Below are 21,343 nucleotides of genomic sequence, written 5' to 3' on the forward strand. Positions count from 1 at the left end.
GCTACCCCAGACCACAATCACCTTAATTCGGTGTGAAATTAAAGTGAAGCACCAGCGAGGGGGCTCTAAAATTGGGCGGAAGTTCCGGAACCTTCGAAATCTGCACAGCACGCACCGACAAGTGGTCCCAAGTTTTGTTACCGGAACTGCGCTTGAGGGTAATCGCCGTAATGCCACCAAAGCGGTCCACCGTAAACTGCACCGTCGTCTTTACGTCGCGACGCACGTTCAGGTTCGAGGGCGGATTGAAATTGCTCATGATAATTTGTTTTAAACGTTCCAAATAAACTTGCATCAGCGGGTCCATGTCTACAGACCCGACCGGGTTCAGGCTCGGGGCCTCCACCGATGTCGGCAGATCCAGGTCGTCTACTTCAAAATCATCCTGCGGTTCCGGTTCAGGTTCCGGTTCCGGCTGCGGTTCTTCCACCGGCTCCGGTTCGGGCGGTTTTTCCTCTACCTTGGGTTCAGGCGGCAGCTGCGGGTCAACCTTCGGTTTAGGTTCCGGCTTGGGTTTCGGTTCCAACGGCTTGGGTTCAGGCGGTTTGGGCTCCACCGGCTTAGGGCGCGGCGGCTGTGGGCGCGGCTGTACAGCCTGCTGTACCTGCACCATCTCGAACACGGGAATCGGTTCCGGTTCATGCTTAAAGTTCACGAAATGGAACGCGACACAAATACCTGCAACGAGCAAGTGGAACACCACCGCACACACGATGATCTTCGTCGTCATTCCATCGTCTTGCGACGAGAAGTATTGGATGTTTCTTTCTTCGCTCACCTACTTCCCCGGTTTTTCCTTGGGATTCATCGTCAGGAATCCGAGCTTGGTCACCCCGAGCTTTTGCACCTGGGTCACCACTTTCATCACAAGGCCATAGTTCACCGACTCGTCGGCATTGATGACCACCGCCATCTCGCCGTTCCAGAGCGACTTGAACACGTTGTTGAAACTCGCGAAGTCGACCATCATGTCGGCAATGTAGAGTTCCTCGTTTTTGGTGATTGAAACCTTCAAGAGTTTCTCTTGTTCCATGGTCGGGGCTTCTGCCTTAGGCAGGTCCACCTTGACACCCTGGCTCATGAGTGGTGCAGAAATGATGAACACAATCAGAATCGCGAACACGACATCGATCATGTTCGTGAGGTTCATCTCCTGCTTAAGTTCTTTACCGCGACTGCGCTTCACTATGCCTCCTAGCCGGCCACTTCTTCAAGGGCGAGCAAGTCACCGCGCTTAAAGAGACTAAGCACCTGGGAGCCAAAGTTGAAGTACGAAATTTCGTTCTGACCGTTGCGGGCAGTAAAGTAGTTATAACCGGCAGAGGCAGGAATTGCAACAACAAGGCCTGCAACCGTGGTAATCAAGGCCATGGCGATACCCGGAGCGACCACGGTAAGGTCTGCCGAACCATGCTGACCAATCTGGAAGAAGGCGACCATGATTCCCCACACCGTACCCAAAAGTCCGAAGAACGGGGCGAGGTTGGAGCACGTGGCCAAGAAGCCTAAGTAGCGGTCTTCGGTAAGACGCAGGCCTTCGATCGAACGCTGGATAGTATCTTCCAGGAGCGAGGCGCGATGCTGGATCGAGTCATAGCTCACAAAGTTACTGAACTTGGAAGCTTCCTTCAGCACTTCAGACGTGAGGCTCTTCAGCGCACTGTCATCGGCGGTTTCGCAGAGGCCCTGCAATTCCACGAACTGGCGCACGTTAATGAATTCGCGGAAGAACACGACGTTTGCGCGCTGGTTCTTGCGATTCACGATGTACTTTACAATGATAATGCCCCACGAACCGAGCGACATGACCGCCAAGATGCCCAAAATCACGATGGTCGCGATATCGGACTGTGCAAGCATTTGGAGTAAAGGTACCGAATTGTTCAAAATCACCTCCCGTTAGCCGGAAAAAGACTCGTATCTTGTTGTTTGACAACAATATAGCAAAAGACCACGGAAAAAATTCCGGGGTCCTAGGTAAAATTTGCAACAATATCGTAAGAAACAAAAGTTTACAAAAACAGGCCTACAAATCCAGCTCCGTCTGTAAACTCTTGGGGTGAAAGCTTTTACGATGTTCCGCAGTCATGCCGAGACGGCGGATTGCGTCAAGGTGAGCCTTGGTTCCATAACCGGCATGCTTGTCGAAACCGTAGCCGGGGAACTTCTTTTCGAGGTCGTCCATGTAGCGGTCACGGAAGACTTTCGCCAAAATCGAGGCCGCCGAGATGCTTGCAATGCGGCCATCGCCCTTGACTACCGGGATTTGCATTCCTTCGGGAATTCCGTGAATCTTGAGGTTGCCGTCGACAGCGATTAAAGTGGTTAGTGGTTGGTGGCTAGTGGTCAGGGACGCGAATGAGCCTTTCTGGAAGATTGGAATTTCGGGTTCTGATTCGTGAATTCCAGGCATTCCAAGCGCCTGGAGTGCGCGACGCATGGCTAAAAAGTCGGCTTCCAGGATATTCATGCGGTCAATTTCTTCGACCGAGGCGTTCGCTACAGCAAAGCAGGCGCATGCATCTTGCACGTCCTGGTACATGGCTTCGCGCTTGGGGCGAGTAAGCTTTTTTGAATCGTTAAGCGTGAGGAGCGCGTCAGGCGACTTGAGCACTGCGGCACACGCCACCACCGGGCCTGCCAGCGGGCCACGGCCGACTTCGTCAATACCCACGACCACGGCATTCTCCCCCATCTGGGATGCAGCGAATTTGCGCATGGCGACTTCGCCATCGACCGGGGCTTCGATTCCTTCGAGAAATGCCGGGACTTTAAACTTCATTACAAGAGCACCTGCTTGGCGTAGTCGCGAATGGTCTTCCAGTAGAGGGCGTGTTCCTGCACGAGCACGCGGGCTGCCAAGACTTCAGGCGTGTCGTCTTCGAGCACAGGGACCTTCGTCTGCGCCAAGATTCGGCCCTGGTCGATTTCTTCGCTAACCAGGTGAACCGTTGGGCCCGATTCCGTATCGTGCGCGGCAATCACCGCCTCGTGCACATGAATTCCGAAAAAGCCCTTGCCGCCATACTTGGGCAAAAGCGACGGGTGAATGTTCAAAATACGGTCCGGGAGCCTTTTAATGAGGCTTACCGGCAAGGCCTTCATATAGCCCGCCAGAATCAACAAATCAATGTCGTAGCGATCGATGACTTCGAGCAGCGCCGCTTCGTAGGCAGCCGTATCGGGGTGCGTCTTGCCCGAAATATGAAAAACGGGAATCCCGTAAGATTCCGCATGAGAAACAGCCCCGCAACCACCGTTGTTGGTAATCAGGAACTTGCATTGGGCTTCGAGGTCGCCCTCGCCAATGCGGTCAATTATCGCTTTAAAGTTACTTCCACCACCGGAAGCCATCACGCCTATTTTAAACATGGCGCCAAAAATAGAAAAATAATCTAGGATTGTTTGATGCTAGCAGATATTCATCAGGATCAATCCAACCGCCCAGAAGGCAAGCAGATAGTTCACGATGAAGTGCCAAAAGATGTGCGTCCTTTCAGAACTCGTCATAGCATGTCTCTTAACCATGCCCCTAATTTAGATATAACATAACTAAAATTAAAGAGACGGAAATCACACTGCGACAAGCATCACAAAGTGATAAAAAACTTACAAAAGTTACTTTGTTTTTTCTTCGATTTTTACGACTGGTTCGTCCATCATCTTTTCGGCGATAACTTCCGGCGTTTCTTCGGCCACGGCAGCGTTGGATTCTTCCGGCATCCACGGCTTGTCGAGGCTCTTTTCCCAAGAAACGGTAGGCGCCTGCGGCATTTCATGCGAGGTATCCACAATCGGGAGGCCCAAGAGTTCGCGGGCGCGGTTGAGAGCGGCATCGATGTTACCGAGGGCGTTTTCTTCGCCGAGTTGCTTAAGCACTCCGGCGCGAGTAAGCGCTACCACCGGCTGAGCATGCACGCCACTGAGCAACAGCTGCGTGCCTTCGCGGTTGCAACGGTTCAGCAAATCTTCAATCATCTGGATACCGGCAGCATCGATGCTAGACACGCTACGCATGCGCAAAATAAGAATCTTCGGCTTGTCCGAAATGCGGGCCATGGTATCTTTAAACTTGTCGACCGCACCAAAGAAGAGCGAACCGGCCAACTCATAAACCACCACGCCCTTCGGCACCTGGCGGCTGAGCTCGTTGTGCGCGGCCTCCTCGTCGTCATCCTTGAGGGCCTCGGTCACCGTCTCCATCTCGGACACATCGCTCATGCGCTTGATAAACAGCACCGCCGCAAGCAACACGCCCACTTCGATTGCAACCGTCAAGTCGATAATCACGGTCAAGAAGAAGGCCACAAGCATCACAGCAACATCGCTCTTCGGGGCCTTGAACATCTTGATAAAGCTGCGGTAGCCGCACATGTTGAATGCCACCTGGAAAAGCACGGCGGCAAGCGCTGCCATCGGGATCATTTCGGCATACTTACCGAGCACAAGCATAATGAGGAGGAGCACTACCGCGTGTACCAAGCCAGAAATCGGGCTCACGGCACCGTTACGGATGTTGGTTGCCGTACGGGCAATCGCACCCGTCGCCGGGATACCGCCAAACATCGGAGACAGCACGTTGGCAACGCCCTGACCGAAAAGTTCGGTATTGGAACGGTGCTTGGTCGAGGTCATACCGTCGGCCACCACGGCAGACAAAAGGGATTCAATGGCGCCCAAAATGGCAATCGTCAAAGCCGGCTGGAACACTTTTTGCATCATTTCGAGGCTAATGTTCGGCAAATGCGGAACCGGAAAACCGCTCGGAATGTGGTTTTTCATGCCAATGGTCACCACGCCGTGGCCCGTAATCGGATCATCCCAGCCCAAGACCTTCACCATAACAGTCGCCACGATAATGGCAATCAGGGAACCCGGAACTTTCGTCGTAATCTTCGGCCACAGAATGCAAACGGCCAAAGCCACAAGGCCAACAATCACGGCATAAATATTAACAGTATCAAGCGAAGAGGCGTAAAGCTTGATTTTGCCCACGGCATCGGCCGGGTCTTTGGAAAGGAAACGGAGGCCAAAGAAGTTCGGCACCTGGCCAAGAGCAATAATAATAGCGATACCGGCGGTAAAGCCCACAGTAACCGGATACGGAATAAACTTGATGATAGCGCCAAATTTGGCTAAACCGAAGATAATCAGCAAGATACCGGCCAAAAGAGTGGCCGAGGCAAGGCCATCGTAGCCATATTGGCTCACGATGCCATAAACAATCACAATAAAGGCACCCGTCGGGCCGCCAATCTGGAAACGGGAACCGCCCAACAGCGAAATGGTAAAGCCAGCGATAATGGCCGTATAAAGACCCTGTTCCGGACCCACACCCGAAGCGATAGCAAACGCAATGGCAAGCGGAAGCGCCAGAATGCCCACAATCAGGCCCGACATGAGGTCGCTTACGAAGTTCTTCTTGTCGTAGCCCCTGCGAATCGTGCGGAACAGTTCAGGAGTAACGGTCGTCTTGACTCCAGCAAGGAAATTCTTGACGGAATCTTTGGCGTTAATATTGGGCATGGGGGTCTCCAATCTTAGGAACGCGGCCAAATTTAGGAAAATTTACACCCTTTGTTAAGGGTAAAAAAAAGCAACCAAATAATTTTCTATCTTTACGCCCGAAAATTCAACCTATAACCCAAAGAGACTATGCTTTTCAATTTCGACATGATCCAGGGCGTCTATGCCCGCATTCCCGCCCGCGTTGAAGCTGCCCGCAAGCAGCTCGGCCGTCCGCTCACCCTCGCCGAAAAGATTATCTACAGCCACCTGATCGATGGCGCCGAGAACAGGACTTACGAGCGCGGCAAGGATTTTGCCGAATTCCACCCGGACCGCGTGGCCATGCAGGACGCTACCGCCCAGATGGCACTCCTCCAGTTCACCACCGCCGGTAAGGCCCGCGTGGCAGTGCCGAGTTCCGTGCACTGCGACCACCTGATTATCGCCCGTGAAGGTGTCGAAAAGGACTTGCCCCGCGCGAAGGAAGAAAGCAAGGAAGTTTACGATTTTCTCCAGTCCGTGTCTGCCAAGTACGGCATTGACTGCTGGCTCCCGGGTGCAGGCATCATCCACCAGGTGGTGCTCGAAAACTACGCCTTCCCGGGCGGAATGATGATCGGTACCGACTCCCACACCGTGAACGCTGGCGGCCTCGGCATGCTCGCGATTGGCGTGGGCGGTGCAGACGCCGTGGACGCCATGGTGGGCCTCCCGTGGGAACTCAAGTACCCGAAGATGATCGGCGTGAAGCTTACCGGCAAGCTCCAGGGCTTCGCAACGGCTAAGGACATCATCCTGAAGCTCGCAGGCATCCTCACCGTGAAGGGCGGCACCAACGCCATTATCGAATACTTCGGCGAAGGCGCACGTAGCCTCTCCGCAACAGGCAAGGCAACGATTGCAAACATGGGTGCCGAAGTGGGCGCTACCTGCTCCACCTTCAGCTACGACGATTCCATGAGCCGCTACCTCAAGGTGACCGGCCGCGCCGACGTTGCCGCCGCCGCCGACAAGATTGCAGAACACCTCAAGGCCGACCCCGAAGTCGAAGCAAATCCGGAAAAGTACTTTGACCGCGTCGTGGAAATCAACTTGAGCGAACTCGTGCCGCATTACAACGGCCCGTTCAGCCCGGACCGCGCCTACGCCGTGACCGACATGGCAGAAAGCCTCAAGGCCACCGAAACCAAGCCGGAATCTACCCCGATCGTGAGCGCCGCCCTCATCGGCAGCTGCACGAACTCCAGCTACGAAGATTTGTTCATGGCAGCGAACATGATCAAGCAGGCCCTCGCGAAGGGTCTCAGCCCGAAGTGCCCGCTCCTCATCAACCCGGGGAGCGAACAGGTGCGCTACACCGCCGAACGCGACGGCCTCATCGACTTGTTCAAGCAGTTCGGTGCCACCATCATGACGAACGCCTGCGGTCCTTGCATTGGCCGCTGGGACCGCGCCGGTGCCGACAAGAAGGAACTCAACACCATCGTCCACAGCTTCAACCGCAACTTCGCAAAGCGCGCCGACGGCAACCCGAACACGCACGCTTTCGTTGCCTCCCCGCTCATGGCCGTGATTGCAGCCCTCAGCGGCGACATCCGCTTCAACCCCATGACCGACACCCTCGTAAACAATGAGGGCAAGGCCGTGAAGCTCGACCCGCCGGAACAGTGCGAACTTCCGCCGAAGGGTTTTGAAGTCAAGGATGCCGGCTACCAGGCTCCGGCAGAAGACGGTTCCAAGATTACCGTTTCCATCAACCCCGAAAGCAAGCGCCTCCAGGCTCTCGCCCCGTTCGCCGCTTGGGACGGCAAGGACATCGCCGGTGCCCCGCTCCTCATCAAGGCCAAGGGCAAGTGCACTACCGACCACATCTCCATGGCTGGTCCGTGGCTCAACTACCGCGGTCACCTCGAAAACATTTCGAACAACATGCTCATCGGCGCCGTGAACGCATTCAACGGCGAAACGAACAAGGTTCTCTGCCAGTGCGGTGAATACAAAGAAGTTCCCGAACTTGCGAAGATTTACAAGGCCAAGGGCACGGGCTCCATCGTCATCGGTGACGAAAACTACGGTGAAGGCTCCAGCCGCGAACACGCCGCTATGGAACCGCGCTTCCTCGGCGTGAAGGCCGTAATCGTGAAGAGCTTCGCCCGCATCCACGAGACGAACCTCAAGAAGCAGGGCATGCTCGCCCTCACCTTCAAGAACGCCGCCGACTACGATAAGATTCAGGAACAGGACGTGTTCGACATCGTGGGTCTCACCAAGTTCGCCCCGGGTTCCGAGTTCACGCTCGTCGCCCACCACAAGGACGGCTCGGTCGATAACATCGCCCTCTGCCACACCTACAACGAACAGCAGTGGGCATGGTTCAAGGCAGGTTCCGCCCTCAACCTCATCCGCGCGAACAACAAATAAGAGCTTTATTCCGGCACCCGCCCAAACAAACGAAAAAAAGTGCCATTTTTTGAAAATTTGACAAAAACGTGACACTTTTACAGGTTTTGTTTATATATATTGAGGGTATGGTGCCGGAGTAGCACCCCAAGGTTTTTAAAAAGGATCATTATGCTTTCTTACGCTGAAGCTTATAAAATCGCCGCCGAAGTCCACAAAGGTCAGACAGACAAAGCAGGTGGCCCCTACATTGATTTTCTGCAGAATGTCGCAGATTACCTCAAGAACAAGGGTGAATCCGAAGAGGTTCAGACACTCGCCATTTTGCAGGACTTGATTACCGACACTACCAAGAAAACCCCTGAAGAAGTGATCGCTATGGGCGTTCCGGCCGACATGGTCGAAAAAATCCAGAAGATGACTTACCACAAGAACCAGGGCTGGATCGACGAATACAGCTGCAAGCTGATGGCCGAAGGCGTCCCCGCCGAAGAAGCTAACTACGAAGCCCGCGAAAAGGAATTCGTGAAGTTCATGGGCACCCTCAAGGACGACCCGCTGATGGCCAAGGCCAAGAGCGCCATTCTGAACGTGCTTTTGGAAGACAAGTACATCAAGCGTCAGGAACGCCGCGAACTCAAGACCAAGTTCCGCCTCAAGAAGTACCAGGCCGCAATCGAAGCCCTCGGCGTGTAAGTTAGACGAGTAGGTTACAAGGCGAGCGTCGCAGCGGCAAACCTGTTTGCCGATATGACCGAACCGCAGTACCTGACGCCAAAGGCGTCAAAGAACGCCGCTACGCGGCTACAGACTAGAGACGAGAGAAATCTCGTCTTTTTTCTTTATCTCTCGTCTTTCGTCTCTCATCTCTCGTCTAAAAAACACTAGCCGAAAAAGCCGTATTTTGCTATTTTTACGCGCGTAATTTAAGAGTCCCCGTAAACCATGCGGGGCAAAACAAAAAGGAACACAACCATGGCAAATAAAGTCTATAACTTTAGCGCAGGACCGTCTGTCCTGCCCGAACAGGCACTCAAGGAAGCATCTGCTGCATGCATCGACTTCGAAAACAGCGGCATCAGCATTCTCTCCATGAGTCACCGTTCAAAGCCGATTGAAAACATGTTCGCCCAGACGGAACAGTACCTCCGTGAATTAATGGGCATCCCTGAAGACTACGACATCGTTTTCCTCGGTGGTGGTTGCTCCCTTCTGTTCTGCATGCTCCCGATGAACTTCCTCAACCAGGACGCTACGGCAGACTACGCTCTGACTGGCGTTTGGGCAAACAAGGCTTACAAGGAAGCCAAGCAGTTCGGTAACGCTCTCGCCGCTTGCGACACCAAGTCCGAAACTTACAGCCGCATCGACAAGAACCTGAAGCTTTCCGACAACGCCACGTACCTCCACGTGACTGCCAACAACACCATCTACGGTACGGAATGGCACAACTTCCCGAAGCCGAAGTCCGGCTTCCTCATGGCTGACGTGAGCTCCGACTTCCTCGCCCGCAAGATCAACGTGTCCGACTTCGGCGTTGTGTACGGCGGCGCCCAGAAGAACATCAGCTGCGCAGGCGTGACTGTTACCATCATCAAGAAGGGCCTCCTCGGCAAGGTGAACCGCACCATCCCGACCATGCTCAACTTCCAGACCCACATCGATGCGAAGAACATGTTCAATACGCCTCCGGTTTTCGCCGTGTACGTGATGAACCGCACCCTCAAGTGGCTCAAGGAATTCGGTGGCGTGGACGCTATCGAAAAGGTGAACCGCTCCAAGGCCGCTCTCCTTTACAGCGCCCTCGACGCTTCCAAGGTGTTCGTCGGTACCGCTGCCAAGGAAGACCGTTCCATCATGAACGTTCCGTTCGTGTTCAACAAGGACGTGGTTGCCGCTGACAAGGCAGACGATCTCGCCAAGGAATTCCTCGAATTCGCAAAGGCTCGCGGTCTGCAGCAGCTCAAGGGTCACCGCTCCGTGGGTGGCTTCCGCGCATCCATCTACAACGCAATGCCGGTCGAAGGCGTGCAGGCCCTCGTTGACTGCCTCGGCGACTTCGAAAAGAAGGTGCTGGGTTAATAAACCGTTAATCGCCAAAACACAAGAACCATTCAAAAAGCCTCGGTGAAAACCGAGGCTTTTTGCAAACAGATTTTTCCGCCCGCCCATTCGCATGCTCAGGGCAGGCTCCAGCAGGAATTTTCAAATATTAGTCTTCGCTCTTCTTGAACTTGTTCACCACGTCTGGCACAATGTCCATGACCTTACTGACAAGCGAACTGTCCTTGCTAATGGGCATCACGCGCACGTCGTCGCCCTTGATCACGAGGAAGGCGACCGGTTCCACCGAGGCGCCACCGCCAGAGGCAGAAGTATCGCCCTTGGACTGGTGACCGCCAAAACCGAAGCCCACGGACACGCGGCTCACGGGCACAACGGTAGATTCACCGGCCTGAATGGGGTTACCGATAACCGTTTCAGCCTTAATGATGAAACGGAGCTTTTCCAAAAGAGTTTCTGCAAGTTTTTCAATAGCCATGACTTTAATATAATAAAAACAGGTATGGGGTATGAGGTCGGCGCTTCGCACCTTTGAGCTATGAGCAGCAATAATCGCGCCGAAGGCGCTAGTATCGCGCCTCGAAAATGCGGTCGCTGGCGGTAAAGAACGTACGTTCCAAGTCCGGCCAAGACATATAGCCCCAGACAACGGCCACCCGCCCGCCAGACAAGCGGCTCGCGATTCCATAAGAGCCCTCGCCCGCTTCAAAGTAAACGCAGTCATTTGCGGGAACAATTTCGTTCGGAGTAACCCGCTTAAGACCCGACACCCACTTTTCAAACGCATCCGATTCCACCTGATCCCAGCTGCGAGCCACATTCCAGCGTAGGTTACCGTCGCGGTAGCTTTGCACCAGCACCGGGAAGGTCGATTTAACGCCCAAGAAAAATCGAGTTTCAATCGAGGCGCGGCCCTGTTCGCGGTGTTCAAAAGGCAAACTCAAGAACGCCTGCGGGAATCCGCCATGGTAACCCGGGAACTTGCGCACGTAATCTTCGAGGTCGGCGCGCTCGTAACGGCGGTAGCTGTCGTGCCTAAAGATAAAGATGCGCTTGTCGGCGCGAAAACTCTGTTCCAAGAAGTTACCCCTCAGAATCGGGATGCTGCCTTGGAAGTGTCCGCTGTTCATGTAATAGTCGAGTGCATACACATCGCTTTCGAATTCAAGTACAGTCACACCGAGCGTATCGCCAAGCATAATCGCGTAGCGGTAGTCGTAGCGGCGTTCCAGCGAAGGAATTTCGGCATTCTTCGAAGAATCTTGTGCAAAGGAAACAGGCTTCAAAAATTTGTACGCAATCGCGGAATAGTCGACCGGGATTTCATCTTTCTCCTGGCAGCCAGTCACAAGCGCCGCAATACTCGCCGCAAGCACAAGCCCCAAAGATTTACAAGAGAAAAGCATACGAGAAATGTAGAAAAAAAAGAGTCAAAATTTCAACAGTCACCAAATCTAAACAACTCCGAAATCTGAATTCCGAAATCCGAATCAAATAGCGTAGCTGCAATATTCCCGCAGGGGACATTTGCGGCAACGGTCCGTCACTGTACGGCAAATAAAACCGTCGGTTCCGTCTTCTAAATAAAACTGCAAACCGTGCGCAGCCACGTAGGCGGTCAAGGCGTCGACCTTCGATGTTTTCACCTCGGCATTTTCGGACTGTTCCATCAAATGCTGCACAAGTGCCACATACATGTCGGTTGCAAGTTTCTGCTTTTGTGCGGGCTCCAAGTCCGCAAAGCCGTCGCTTGCAGGCCCAAGAATCGAAAGGTAGCGGCGAGTGCCCATCGTTAAAGGCAGGGGCGGCCATTTCACAGGAGCGCACGCAGTCCCTTCGGCGCAGTCCAGCGAAAGCCCCACTGGCGCGGGCGCGAGCAAGCGATAAATTGCCGCGCAAACTTTCGGGCGAGGGTTTCCCTTGCCCATAAAGTAAATTTCGCCGAGGTCACGCCAAAGTTCTTCGGGCGTGCGCGACTTGAGCCATTCCGCCAAATTTTCATGACGGCGAACAAAAAGCCCGACACTCCAGAAAATTCCCGCCACATTTTCGAACATGGACCAGGTGCGGCAACCGAATGCAGATTCTACGCAAGCTTCAATATCTTGCGCCTTCGGCACAGGCAACGTCCAGAGTTTTTCACCGGGGAATTTTTCGTTCAGCACCAGCAAAAGCGTCTTAAATTCCGGGTAGCTTACATCTTGAAAAAGCGCCGTGCCTAAAAGTGTCCACGCGATGCGTTCGTTTGCGCCCTTTTCAAGCTTTGCGAGCGCAAGCACCGGGTCGTCGATTCGGGCAAACAACCGCACGAATTCCGCCGTCGCCTTGAACAACGCAGGTTCATCGTGAATAAATCGCTTGACCGAAACCATCGGCAAAACCTAAAATACTAGAGGGCCTCGCCCACCTTCACGGCTGTTCCTACGCGGCTCTGGAAAAGCCCCGGATTCCTTTCGCGGATTTTCTTGTCAACCACGAGAATCACGGTGCTGCCCATTTCAAAGCGACCCAGTTCGCCGCCTTTTTCCACGGTAATTTTCTGGGCGGGTTTCCAGTCGTAACGCTTGCAGTTGCGCGGGAGTTTGCCCGCATTCACCAAGAGTTCGTCCGTGTAGGCGACTCCAATGCGGCCCACGTTCGTGGCACCGACTTTTACCACCAGCATTTCGGAGCCGTCGTCCAAGCGCAAGTGGCTCGTAAGGCGTTCGTTAATGCAGAACAGGCCTTCTACGCGTTCCACGCTACCCACGTTCACCGGCCAGAGCGTGCCGGGGCAGTAGCTTGCATCCACCACTTCGGCCTTTGCCGGGCTATGAATGCGGTGGTAGTTAAACGGAGCCAAGTAAATCGTCGCGAAAGCACCGCCTTCAAAACGCTTCGCCATTTCTTCGTCGCGGAGCAGATCCTTGAGCGTGTACGTTTTGCCCTTCGCCTGAATCAGTTCCTGCTTGCCGTCGAAAACGGCCGTCTGCGAAAGCACACCATCCACCGGCGACACGATTTCAGAATCGGCAATCGGGCGCATTCCCGGCTTGAGTCTGCGGATAAAAAGTTCGCCGATGTTCGCATAATGTTCAAGCGGATATTCCGACTCTTCCATATTCAGCTTGTAATAAGCGGCAAAAGCGTTGCGTGCCTTCTTGGAAATCACAGGCAACTTGAGGCGGGTCAACGCACCGAAGGCACGGCTAGCGGCATTCTTCGGCAAAAGCTTCATAAAGACGTAAAAGGCGGTATTCATACGGGCAAAGATAGAAATTTAAATCATACAAGAATAGCCGCGATTTCTCGCGGCCATTCTTTTTTCTAACCACCAAACTTTTTACTTACCGCACTGGTCGTAAGATCCGAACTTGTCGATGATATTTTCGCCATCCGTGAGGAACTGAAGCTGAACCCTAGTAACTTTTCCAAGGACATCTTCAATCTTTTCGTTCGATTCTTCGTCGATATTCTTGAAAGCATCCCAGGAGACCTTGCCCCACACCTTGTCGTCGGAATAATCGACATCGGCATACCAGTACTTGTTGGCGTCATAGTCGGTGACGATAACAATTCTGATATAGTTGTAAGTGCTGTAATGTATGCAGAAGCCACCCCATGCACTGATGTCGGCCGGTTCCATGTTCGAACTGACGGTATTGAATCCAACGGAAGCGATGCTGTCCAAATCAATAGTCCCTTCGTCCGTTTTCACATACATCGTAAATTCATGATACTTGCTCACTAAGGACGGAATAGCGTTCCCGTCAGCGTCATACTTCACATCGTCGGGGAAGTTGTAATTGAAGACATCTTCTAACTCAAAAGTATTCGTCCAAACGCCGCCAGCCGTTGCACCGGAAATACCAAGGTCTACCTGGTCTCCGTCAGTTGCACCATCCCACAGGAAACTCTTTCCGGACTTATAATCGGACGACTCCGTCGCCTTTACATCCTTGTATTCGCCGACGTCCTTTACCGCAAGATTTTCCGGTACCAGATAGCTAATTCGTTTAATGGTAAATTCCGTACCAGAATTATTTTCCTTTACAAATTTCAGGCGGACGGTCGTCAACTTCTTCAGGACATCATCAGAATTTGACATATCCGCGAATTGATAACATCTGGTTTCCATATGAGAGACTCTCTTCGAATCGTCATCAGCGCTGAGAGTCATGTTGTTTTCATCGTCATTCTTGGCAAAAGTCAGCTTGAGAATGTTATTTTCGTTTGCATTCTCAGGAACAAGCTGCATTTCGATATCCATCATGGATTCATACTCGATACACATACCCTTCCACGTTTTTGACACATCTGCCGAATGAATAACTTCCTTACCATTTTTTGTAGATTTTCCCGCAACAAGGAACTGAAGGCCCACATCCGGATTTGAACTGGATTCATCGAAAAAGACGTTTCCTTCATAGCCACCATCCGTAGGTTCGAATTCACCGTAACTGAATTCAATGTAGGCTTTGGTAGAATCTCCAAAAAGACTCCATTTGCCAGATGTTCCCTCGTCGCCTTCGTCAAAGCCCGTGTTTACGTGGTCACCATCTTTCTTGCTCCACCACATTTCCCAGCGGGCGTAACGCGTCAACCGCTGAATGGTGAATTCGCCCGACGCGCCCGATTCGCCTACAAAGACCAGCTGCACAGAACGCACCTTCTTGACAACGTCAGATCCATCCGTTTTAGTCGTTTTTTTCATCTTGAAATCTTCCCAAGATGCGCAACGGCTTTCGTTTCCGGAATCCTTCATATTCAAGCTCACAAAAGGCACATCCTTGTCTACAGAAGAACTTGCGTAGTCCGCCGTATCGAGGCGGATTTCCACATCAAAATCAGACTTGTACGCAATGCATATGCCGTCGCCGTCCTGAGAAAGGTCGGCGGGAGAACCGTCCGGATTGGAAACATCATAGGCGATACCGGCACGGGCAAGGCCATTTGCACTCGCCTTTTTAAGCGATACACGGCCTACCAAAGCCTTCTTATTATTTTCCAGTTTAATTTCAGACCCATCCATGACATTCCAGGCCGTAAGATTATGAGACTCGTTCCAAAAACCGTTTCTTTCTTCCGTGGTGCCATCACTCACCGAAGTTGCCGATTCATTTGAACAAGCGACTAACGCAAGACTACTCAGAAGCCCCCAGCATAGAGCTCTTGCTTTTGTAAATTTATGCATATTAACCCTCATTTTTTTTTTGTGTATTTTTTGACAATGGAAACATCTGCAAGTTCAAACGATAAACTTGATTTGGTTCCTTACAAGTGTTAGCTATCGCTACAATCTTTCTGCGACAGGATTCCAGTTCCCGCACAATTTGTTCATAAGTATCGCGATCTATTCCCATCGTTATACCCGAAACATCGCGATCATTGACATCAAACTCATCAATAGCCTTCTGTGCAAAGCCAGCCATTTCACGATGCATAGAACGTAGCACCAAAGGCATCACATCGGAATTTCCGACCAAAGCTTTTTCTGTCTGCACATATACATTCTTGGACTTGCGCTGCAAAATTCCGACACTCACCATAAAGTTCAAAGATTTGCGAACTTCATCAGCCGTAATCGGCTGCCAGCACATTTCGGCAACAGCTTTAGGTGTGGCACCTGGCATCATGGTCACCAATTCACGCAAAACTGGATTTTTCCAAGATTCAAAATACGTGAAGGCGTCTCCATCAACCACGCGAATCTTGTTCGCTTTCGCGATATCCTTCATGCTTGCGAAAGCATTCTTTTTCGTTTCGTCGTCCTTCGCTTGGTTATAATGCACAAGGCTGCGAAAATATGCATATTCAAAGCCACCCAGATTCATGGCTGCGGCAACTCTTTCAATTCCCAGTTCACTGAGACTGCTTTTTCCTTCGCACACCAATTTCAAGTATGTCGGTGAAGTGAAGCCCGCCAAGCGGGCAAATTCACGCCATGTAAACGAGCAAGTCCTCTTACGTTCATCGTAAAAGTCCTGCATACAGCTGCGATAATCGCGATATTCCGTTACTGGTTTCACAAAAAAAACTCCTAACCTTTTTCTTTGCATCCTTAATATACCATTTTTTTGTATCATCTGTCAACATTTTTATGATACAAATCAAAAAAAAACTTTTTTTCGCGCAACTTTTTTGTATCTTTGGGGCACCGTAAACCTATTACACAAATTAATATCAGTTAGGAGATAAATTAAATGCTCAAAAAAATCATTCTTGCAAGTGCTCTTGCAGCGGTTTCATCCTTTGCCGCGTGGGATTTGTTCCCTGTTCTTGAAAATCATAAGGGACAGACTATGGTCCACTCTTCTTACATGACCACCTCTATCGAGGATAAGCAATACCACAGCCTTAATCTCTATTTCGGTTCCCGTTACACGGTTTTTCCGAACCTTGAACTTGCGCTCATCGTACCGTACCATGTATTCTCGTACTATGGTGGGAACAAAATAGGGACGGACGGAACTGGTTCAATCAGTCTTTTTACACGTTACCAATTTATTCCCACCATGAACGTATTTGCGGATATTTATTTTCCCAATGAAGGCTACTACGAAGATCCATGGTATTTCAAATTCGGTTTGCAATTTTCAAGGAAAGTGAACCAATTGTTCAACTTCGGGTCCCAACTTGCAGTCAGTACCCGCACAAAAGGAGAAGGAGACGACATTCCTTTATCTACATTCGCTGCGTTGGAACTTGATTTTACCGTTACGGAAAACTTTGCCCCGTACATAAGAACGAACGGCACCTTGGACCTCGGAGAGTTCTCCGATCACGGATACCAATTCTCTCATGGAGGCGGAGATTTATATCTTTCCTCAAATATCGGTGTGAAATACGACTTTAACGAAACCATTTCTATCGATGTCTCAGGTTCAATTGGCAAAGTGGTTAACGAAGATGACAGTTCCCTTGATATTGGTGCAGCATTGGCCTTTTTGCTAAATTTCTAAAAAAGCTATTGGGTCGGCGTTATTTTACTGCACACTTGCACACCACTCTTGTTTTTTGCTATATTGTGTCAGGAATAATTTTAACACTCGGCAATCAAAAAAAAATTGACAGCCGGGTGTCAAAAAAATTGTCTATCTTTAGACCGTCAAAATTTTTAACGAGAGTTTCTAATTACTATGGCAGCAGCAAAGTATACCGAAGACAGCATTAGAACACTGGAATGGAACGAACATATCCGCGAACGTCCGGGTATGTACATCGGCAAGCTCGGCGACGGCAACAGCCCCGACGACGGCATTTACGTGCTGGTGAAGGAAATTATCGACAACTCCATCGACGAATTCGTGATGGGTGCCGGCAAGCAGATTATCATTGACATCGAAGACCACAGCGCCCGCGTACGTGACTATGGCCGCGGCATTCCGCTGGGCAAGGTCATCGACTGCGTATCGAAGATTAACACCGGCGGCAAGTACGACTCCGAAGCCTTCCAGAAGTCGGTAGGTTTGAACGGTGTGGGTACCAAGGCGGTGAACGCGCTTTCGACCAAGTTTATCGTCAGGAGTTTCCGCGACGGCCGCGTGAAGGAAGCCGAATTCAGCAAGGGCAAACTTGTCCGCGAAGAACGCGAGAAGAACACCACCGAAAAGAACGGTACCGAAATCTACTTTGAACCGGATGCCAGCATTTTCAAGAATTTCCGATTCTTGCCTGGCTACATGGAAGAAAAGGTATGGAACTACGCCTACCTGAACAACGGTCTTTCGCTCGTGATGAACGGCAAGACCTACAACAGCCCGAACGGACTCTTGGACCTGTTGCAGAATCACGTGGACGATTCTATCCGCTACCCGGTGGTCCACTTTAAGGCAAATGATATCGAAGTCGCCTTTACCCACGGCAACCAGTACGGCGAGCACTACTACAGCTTTGTGAACGGCCAGCATACCACCCAGGGCGGTACGCACCAGCAGGCCTTCCGCGAAGGCATTGTGAAGGGCGCCCGCGACCACTTCAAGAAGGACCTTGACCCGGCCGACGTGCGCAACTGCATTATCGGCGCCATTTCCGTGCGCATTCAGGAACCGGTTTTCGAATCGCAGACCAAGACCAAGCTCGGCTCGACGACGGTCGCTCCAGGCGGCGCCCAGTTGCGTACCTGGATTGTAGATTACGTCGCCTCGCAGCTCGACAACTACTTACACAAGAATCCGGAAACTGAAAAGGCTCTTTTAAACCGCATTACGCAGAACGAACGCGAACGCAAGGAAATCGCGGGCATCAAGAAGCTTGCGAACGACCGCGCGAAAAAGGCAAACTTGCACAACCGCAAACTGCGCGACTGCAAGATTCACCTGACCGACGCGAAGAACGCGCTTAACCGCGAAACCATGATTTTCATTACCGAAGGTGACTCTGCTTCGGGTTCCATTACCAAGGCCCGCAACGTGCAGACGCAGGCGGTGTTCAGCTTGCGCGGTAAGCCGCTCAACAGCTTCGGCATGACCAAGAAGGTGGTGTACGAAAACGAGGAATTCAACCTGTTGCAGCACGCGCTCGATATCGAAAACGGTCTTGAAAACCTCCGCTACGACAAGGTGATTATCGCGACCGATGCTGATGTGGACGGTATGCATATTCGTCTGCTCTTGATGACCTTCTTCTTGCAGTTCTTCCCCGAACTCGTGGAACAGAAGCACCTGTTCATTCTGCAGACGCCGCTTTTCCGCGTGCGTAACAAGCAGGTGACCAAGTACTGCTACGACGAAACGGAACGCGACAAGGCCGCCAAGGAAATCGGCAAGACAGGTCTCGAGATTACTCGATTCAAAGGTCTCGGCGAAATTTCTCCGGAAGAATTCGGCCAGTTCATCGGTGAAGACATGCGCCTCGAAACGGTGGTGCTTCCGCCCGATGCCTCGTTCGGCAAGATGCTCGCCTACTACATGGGCAACAACACGCCGCAGCGCCAGGATCACATTGTACAGAATCTTCGCGCCGAAGCAGTCGAGGAACTGTAGAGAATTCGGATTTCGGAGTTCAGATTTCGGAGTTCGGAATCAGTCTATGAAAAAAGCAGCATTAAAATGCTGCTTTTTTCATACTTCAGGAGCGGTGTTCCGAGTTCAATGTCCAGATCTACTTACACGACTTTGAACGCTTGTGTTCTAGGCACGGCCTTGACGTTCTTGGTCTTGCCCTTGCCGGGCTGAATCATGAGCACCTTTTCCATGCGGGTGCCGTCCATCTTGAGCACGCGGAAGGTGTAACCCTTGATAGTGACTTCGGCGCCAGGAGACGGAATAATGCCAAGCGTCGCCTGAATCAGGCCCGAAAGCGTTTCCACGTGGGAATTTTCGGGAGCTTCGAGTTCTACGCCAAGCTTGTATTCCAAATCGGAAAGCGTAATAACCGGATCGAGGATGAATCGCCCGTCCTTGAGGCGCTGCACATCTTCATCTTCGTCCACGTCGTCTTCGTCCTTGATTTCGCCCACGATTTCTTCGAGAATATCTTCAAGCGTGACAAGGCCCGCGGTTCCGCCATATTCATCGACCACGATGGCGAGCTGGTTACCCGTCTTGCGCAGTTCGGTGAGCATGTCGTCAATCTTCTTGTGGTACGGCACAAAAACCGGCGGCATCACGAGTTTCATGATATCAAACGGTTCGTCGCGGTGTTCGGTGTACCACTCCAAGAAGTCGCGGTTCGAAAGAATACCGACGATATTGTCAACCGTATCCTTATACACCGGGAGTCTAGAATGACGTTCCGTATTCAAAACCTTCACCAAGTCTTCGAGCGGGGTGCCGACTTCGACCGCACACATATCCACACGCGGCGTCATGATTTCGCGCACCGGGGTTTCTACGAAGTCGAAGATGTTCAGAATCATCTGGCGTTCTTCTTGTTCCAGGCCTTCGGCATCAGGGTCCGCCTCGTCCGAGAGGTCGGCCTGCGCCTGCACGGCGTCGCGGCGTTCTTCGGGCAAGAAGCTAAGTTTGGAATCGTAGCCCAGGCCCTTCAGAATCTTCACGAACAGCAAGTGGCAAATCTTTGCCGGCAGTGCAAACGGCAGGCGAATGAACTTGAACAGCGGAATCAGCACGACTGCAAAGGTGTCCGGTTTCAAGTTGCCGAGCAGATTCGCCAAGAATACCGTAATGGTGTAAATGCCGATGCAAGCGACCACCAGGTAAGCGGCAAACGCCAGGAACCAGTAGTCCTGCACCCAGTTCCAGGGGATCATCTGGAACAGGTAAAAGCCCAAAACGCCCGCACCCACGTTACAGAAAATGCGGCCGATCGAAATCGTCTCGTTAAAGCCAGGCAGTTCCACCAACGAGGCTACCACCTCTTCGCGACCTTCGCGGTCGCGGGCATCGCGCTTGGCGTAAATGGCACTAAAGGCAGCCTTGATCAGCGAAAACGCGAACGATGTCAGGACAAATACGACAAGGAACGCGACGGCATAACTTTCAGAAGATTCCATTAGGCACCTTCCTTGTACGGGTCAAGTCCCAGGAATTCGCATTCGCGCTTGCGCATTACCTTGCGGTCGGCGGCCTTGATATGGTCGTAGCCCGAAAGGTGCAAAAGCCCGTGTACAATCACGCGCTTCATTTCGGCATAGAACGTGTTGCCGTATTCGGGAGCCTGACGGCGCACCTGCTCACGGGCGATATAGATTTCGCCGAGCATCGCCTCGTCTTCGGGGATCTCGACACCGAGTTCGTTCTTCCATTCGAACGAGAGAACGTCTGTTACCTTGTCGAGCCCGCGGTAGTCGCGGTTCATGGTGCGCACGAACTCGTCGGTGCAGAGCACGATGTTCACGTCTTTTTCCTTGCCTTCTTCGGCAAGGAGCTTGCGAGCCATCTTTTCGAACTTGTCCTTGTACGGAAAAGCCTCGATGTCCCCCTCGCAAAGGAACTCGATATTATACTTTTTCTTTCGACTAGCAGGGTCTGGCATTAAATGTTATACCACTTCTTGAGGACGTCTATGATAGCTTCGGCCTGGGCCTTGCCCGTAATCTTGAACTTGCCCTGGGGTTTGAAATTGCCCGCCATCTTGCGGTAGCGGCGCAACGACACCTTGGGTTCGGTAAATTCACCGGACTTCGGGTCACGTTCCTGGTAAAAGAACATCACGGTCGGCCACGCACCCTTCGAAAGGATTTCCTTGCCGATTTCCTTGATGACTTCTTCACCGGTATCTTCATCGCTATAGGCAACGGTCAGTTCTTCAACTTCCATATTTAGTCCTGTAGTTATAGGTTTTGACCTTCTTCCAAAAAACTTTGAAAAAAGTCACAGTCTTGTTACCCCGAATATACAATTCTGTATCGGGCCTAAAAAAAATACATATATTTGCGATGGGATGTTACACTAAAGCGAGGCTTTATGTCCTTTTCTCGTTTTTTTAG

At 51.9% G+C, this 21,343-nt stretch carries 20 protein-coding genes; 5 read left to right on the plus strand and 15 right to left on the minus strand.

The genetic code is table 11. From position 1 onward, the window contains the following. Positions 1-22: 22 nt before the first annotated feature. From B7988_RS04375 to sulP, 6 genes are all read right to left on the minus strand, one after another. Positions 23-778 (minus strand): energy transducer TonB, encoded by a 756-nt coding sequence (locus tag B7988_RS04375; RefSeq protein WP_249268846.1) that lies wholly within the window; start codon positions 776-778, stop codon positions 23-25. Further along, entirely contained in the window at positions 779-1,186 is a 408-nt protein-coding gene (locus tag B7988_RS04380) for a biopolymer transporter ExbD (protein ID WP_073320505.1), read from the minus strand. 8 nt (positions 1,187-1,194) lie between these two features. Continuing rightward, positions 1,195-1,860, minus strand: coding sequence for a MotA/TolQ/ExbB proton channel family protein (locus tag B7988_RS04385; protein ID WP_073320503.1), 666 nt, complete (start codon positions 1,858-1,860; stop codon positions 1,195-1,197). A 166-nt stretch (positions 1,861-2,026) separates the two neighbouring features. Next, positions 2,027-2,782, minus strand: a complete 756-nt coding sequence (locus B7988_RS04390; protein ID WP_088656950.1) for a ribonuclease HII — start codon at positions 2,780-2,782, stop codon at positions 2,027-2,029. Continuing rightward, on the minus strand, positions 2,782-3,372 hold the full coding sequence (purN, locus tag B7988_RS04395) for a phosphoribosylglycinamide formyltransferase (protein WP_088656951.1): 591 nt from the start codon (positions 3,370-3,372) through the stop codon (positions 2,782-2,784). Before purN ends, B7988_RS04390 begins: the two co-directional genes overlap by 1 nt. Before the next feature lie 246 nt (positions 3,373-3,618). Continuing rightward, positions 3,619-5,526 (minus strand): sulfate permease, encoded by a 1,908-nt coding sequence (gene sulP / locus B7988_RS04400; protein WP_088656952.1) that lies wholly within the window; start codon positions 5,524-5,526, stop codon positions 3,619-3,621. 129 nt (positions 5,527-5,655) lie between these two features. On the opposite strand from sulP, the gene B7988_RS04405 reads away from it, so the two are divergent. The 3 genes from B7988_RS04405 to serC all read left to right on the plus strand — a co-directional run bounded on the left by B7988_RS04405 (position 5,656) and on the right by serC (position 9,990). Beyond that, entirely contained in the window at positions 5,656-7,929 is a 2,274-nt protein-coding gene (locus B7988_RS04405; protein WP_088656953.1) for an aconitate hydratase, read from the plus strand. A 150-nt stretch (positions 7,930-8,079) separates the two neighbouring features. Then, complete coding sequence (locus B7988_RS04410; RefSeq protein ID WP_088656954.1) at positions 8,080-8,604, plus strand: HD domain-containing protein; 525 nt, start codon at positions 8,080-8,082, stop codon at positions 8,602-8,604. 279 nt (positions 8,605-8,883) lie between these two features. Next, a complete protein-coding gene (gene serC, locus B7988_RS04415; RefSeq protein WP_088656955.1) occupies positions 8,884-9,990 on the plus strand; it encodes a 3-phosphoserine/phosphohydroxythreonine transaminase in 1,107 nt (368 codons plus the stop codon). A 130-nt stretch (positions 9,991-10,120) separates the two neighbouring features. Here the strand turns inward: serC and B7988_RS04420 are convergent, their stop codons facing one another. From B7988_RS04420 to B7988_RS04445, 6 genes are all read right to left on the minus strand, one after another. Then, complete coding sequence (locus B7988_RS04420) at positions 10,121-10,450, minus strand: GerW family sporulation protein (RefSeq protein ID WP_088656956.1); 330 nt, start codon at positions 10,448-10,450, stop codon at positions 10,121-10,123. Positions 10,451-10,538: 88 nt separating this feature from the next. Further along, positions 10,539-11,378, minus strand: a complete 840-nt coding sequence (locus B7988_RS04425) for a hypothetical protein (RefSeq protein ID WP_088656957.1) — start codon at positions 11,376-11,378, stop codon at positions 10,539-10,541. 84 nt (positions 11,379-11,462) lie between these two features. Beyond that, the gene (locus B7988_RS04430; protein WP_088656994.1) at positions 11,463-12,344 is read right to left on the minus strand and encodes a hypothetical protein; all 882 of its coding nucleotides are present in this window, start codon (positions 12,342-12,344) and stop codon (positions 11,463-11,465) included. A 17-nt stretch (positions 12,345-12,361) separates the two neighbouring features. After that, positions 12,362-13,213 carry an archaetidylserine decarboxylase gene (gene asd, locus B7988_RS04435; RefSeq protein ID WP_073055732.1) on the minus strand — a complete coding sequence of 284 codons (852 nt, stop codon included), beginning with the start codon at positions 13,211-13,213 and terminating at the stop codon, positions 12,362-12,364. Between the two features lie 81 nt (positions 13,214-13,294). After that, complete coding sequence (locus B7988_RS04440; RefSeq protein WP_249268847.1) at positions 13,295-15,145, minus strand: hypothetical protein; 1,851 nt, start codon at positions 15,143-15,145, stop codon at positions 13,295-13,297. Between the two features lies 1 nt (position 15,146). Then, positions 15,147-15,980, minus strand: coding sequence for a TIGR02147 family protein (locus B7988_RS04445; protein WP_088656996.1), 834 nt, complete (start codon positions 15,978-15,980; stop codon positions 15,147-15,149). Positions 15,981-16,154: 174 nt separating this feature from the next. On the opposite strand from B7988_RS04445, the gene B7988_RS04450 reads away from it, so the two are divergent. Both B7988_RS04450 and B7988_RS04455 read left to right on the plus strand, forming a co-directional pair. Further along, entirely contained in the window at positions 16,155-16,913 is a 759-nt protein-coding gene (locus B7988_RS04450) for a hypothetical protein (RefSeq protein WP_088656958.1), read from the plus strand. Positions 16,914-17,090: 177 nt separating this feature from the next. Then, positions 17,091-18,935 (plus strand): DNA topoisomerase IV subunit B, encoded by a 1,845-nt coding sequence (locus tag B7988_RS04455; RefSeq protein ID WP_088656959.1) that lies wholly within the window; start codon positions 17,091-17,093, stop codon positions 18,933-18,935. 122 nt (positions 18,936-19,057) lie between these two features. Here the strand turns inward: B7988_RS04455 and B7988_RS04460 are convergent, their stop codons facing one another. The 3 genes from B7988_RS04460 to B7988_RS04470 are packed head-to-tail and all read right to left on the minus strand — an operon-like array spanning position 19,058 to position 21,173. Beyond that, positions 19,058-20,407: a hemolysin family protein gene (locus B7988_RS04460; protein ID WP_088656960.1), complete on the minus strand. Its 1,350-nt coding sequence runs from the start codon at positions 20,405-20,407 to the stop codon at positions 19,058-19,060. Then, on the minus strand, positions 20,407-20,889 hold the full coding sequence (gene ybeY / locus B7988_RS04465) for an rRNA maturation RNase YbeY (RefSeq protein WP_083564456.1): 483 nt from the start codon (positions 20,887-20,889) through the stop codon (positions 20,407-20,409). The genes B7988_RS04460 and ybeY overlap by 1 nt, the downstream gene beginning before the upstream one ends. Further along, complete coding sequence (locus B7988_RS04470) at positions 20,889-21,173, minus strand: hypothetical protein (RefSeq protein ID WP_072797039.1); 285 nt, start codon at positions 21,171-21,173, stop codon at positions 20,889-20,891. Before B7988_RS04470 ends, ybeY begins: the two co-directional genes overlap by 1 nt. Positions 21,174-21,343 lie beyond the last annotated feature (170 nt).

Origin of the sequence: Fibrobacter sp. UWB1 (assembly GCF_002210325.1) — a bacterium.
Taxonomy (GTDB): domain Bacteria; phylum Fibrobacterota; class Fibrobacteria; order Fibrobacterales; family Fibrobacteraceae; genus Fibrobacter.

Excerpts from the sequence above, each read along its gene's own strand:
- B7988_RS04385 (WP_073320503.1), bottom strand. The coding sequence starts at position 1,860 with ATGCTTGCACAGTCCGATATCGCGACCATCGTGATTTTGGGCATCTTG.
- B7988_RS04390 (WP_088656950.1), bottom strand. The coding sequence starts at position 2,782 with ATGAAGTTTAAAGTCCCGGCATTTCTCGAAGGAATCGAAGCCCCGGTC.
- purN (WP_088656951.1), bottom strand. The coding sequence starts at position 3,372 with ATGTTTAAAATAGGCGTGATGGCTTCCGGTGGTGGAAGTAACTTTAAA.
- sulP (WP_088656952.1), bottom strand. The coding sequence starts at position 5,526 with ATGCCCAATATTAACGCCAAAGATTCCGTCAAGAATTTCCTTGCTGGA.
- B7988_RS04405 (WP_088656953.1), top strand. The coding sequence starts at position 5,656 with ATGCTTTTCAATTTCGACATGATCCAGGGCGTCTATGCCCGCATTCCC.
- B7988_RS04410 (WP_088656954.1), top strand. The coding sequence starts at position 8,080 with ATGCTTTCTTACGCTGAAGCTTATAAAATCGCCGCCGAAGTCCACAAA.
- serC (WP_088656955.1), top strand. The coding sequence starts at position 8,884 with ATGGCAAATAAAGTCTATAACTTTAGCGCAGGACCGTCTGTCCTGCCC.
- B7988_RS04420 (WP_088656956.1), bottom strand. The coding sequence starts at position 10,450 with ATGGCTATTGAAAAACTTGCAGAAACTCTTTTGGAAAAGCTCCGTTTC.
- B7988_RS04425 (WP_088656957.1), bottom strand. The coding sequence starts at position 11,378 with ATGCTTTTCTCTTGTAAATCTTTGGGGCTTGTGCTTGCGGCGAGTATT.
- B7988_RS04430 (WP_088656994.1), bottom strand. The coding sequence starts at position 12,344 with ATGGTTTCGGTCAAGCGATTTATTCACGATGAACCTGCGTTGTTCAAG.
- asd (WP_073055732.1), bottom strand. The coding sequence starts at position 13,213 with ATGAATACCGCCTTTTACGTCTTTATGAAGCTTTTGCCGAAGAATGCC.
- B7988_RS04440 (WP_249268847.1), bottom strand. The coding sequence starts at position 15,145 with ATGCATAAATTTACAAAAGCAAGAGCTCTATGCTGGGGGCTTCTGAGT.
- B7988_RS04450 (WP_088656958.1), top strand. The coding sequence starts at position 16,155 with ATGCTCAAAAAAATCATTCTTGCAAGTGCTCTTGCAGCGGTTTCATCC.
- B7988_RS04455 (WP_088656959.1), top strand. The coding sequence starts at position 17,091 with ATGGCAGCAGCAAAGTATACCGAAGACAGCATTAGAACACTGGAATGG.
- B7988_RS04460 (WP_088656960.1), bottom strand. The coding sequence starts at position 20,407 with ATGGAATCTTCTGAAAGTTATGCCGTCGCGTTCCTTGTCGTATTTGTC.
- ybeY (WP_083564456.1), bottom strand. The coding sequence starts at position 20,889 with ATGCCAGACCCTGCTAGTCGAAAGAAAAAGTATAATATCGAGTTCCTT.
- B7988_RS04470 (WP_072797039.1), bottom strand. The coding sequence starts at position 21,173 with ATGGAAGTTGAAGAACTGACCGTTGCCTATAGCGATGAAGATACCGGT.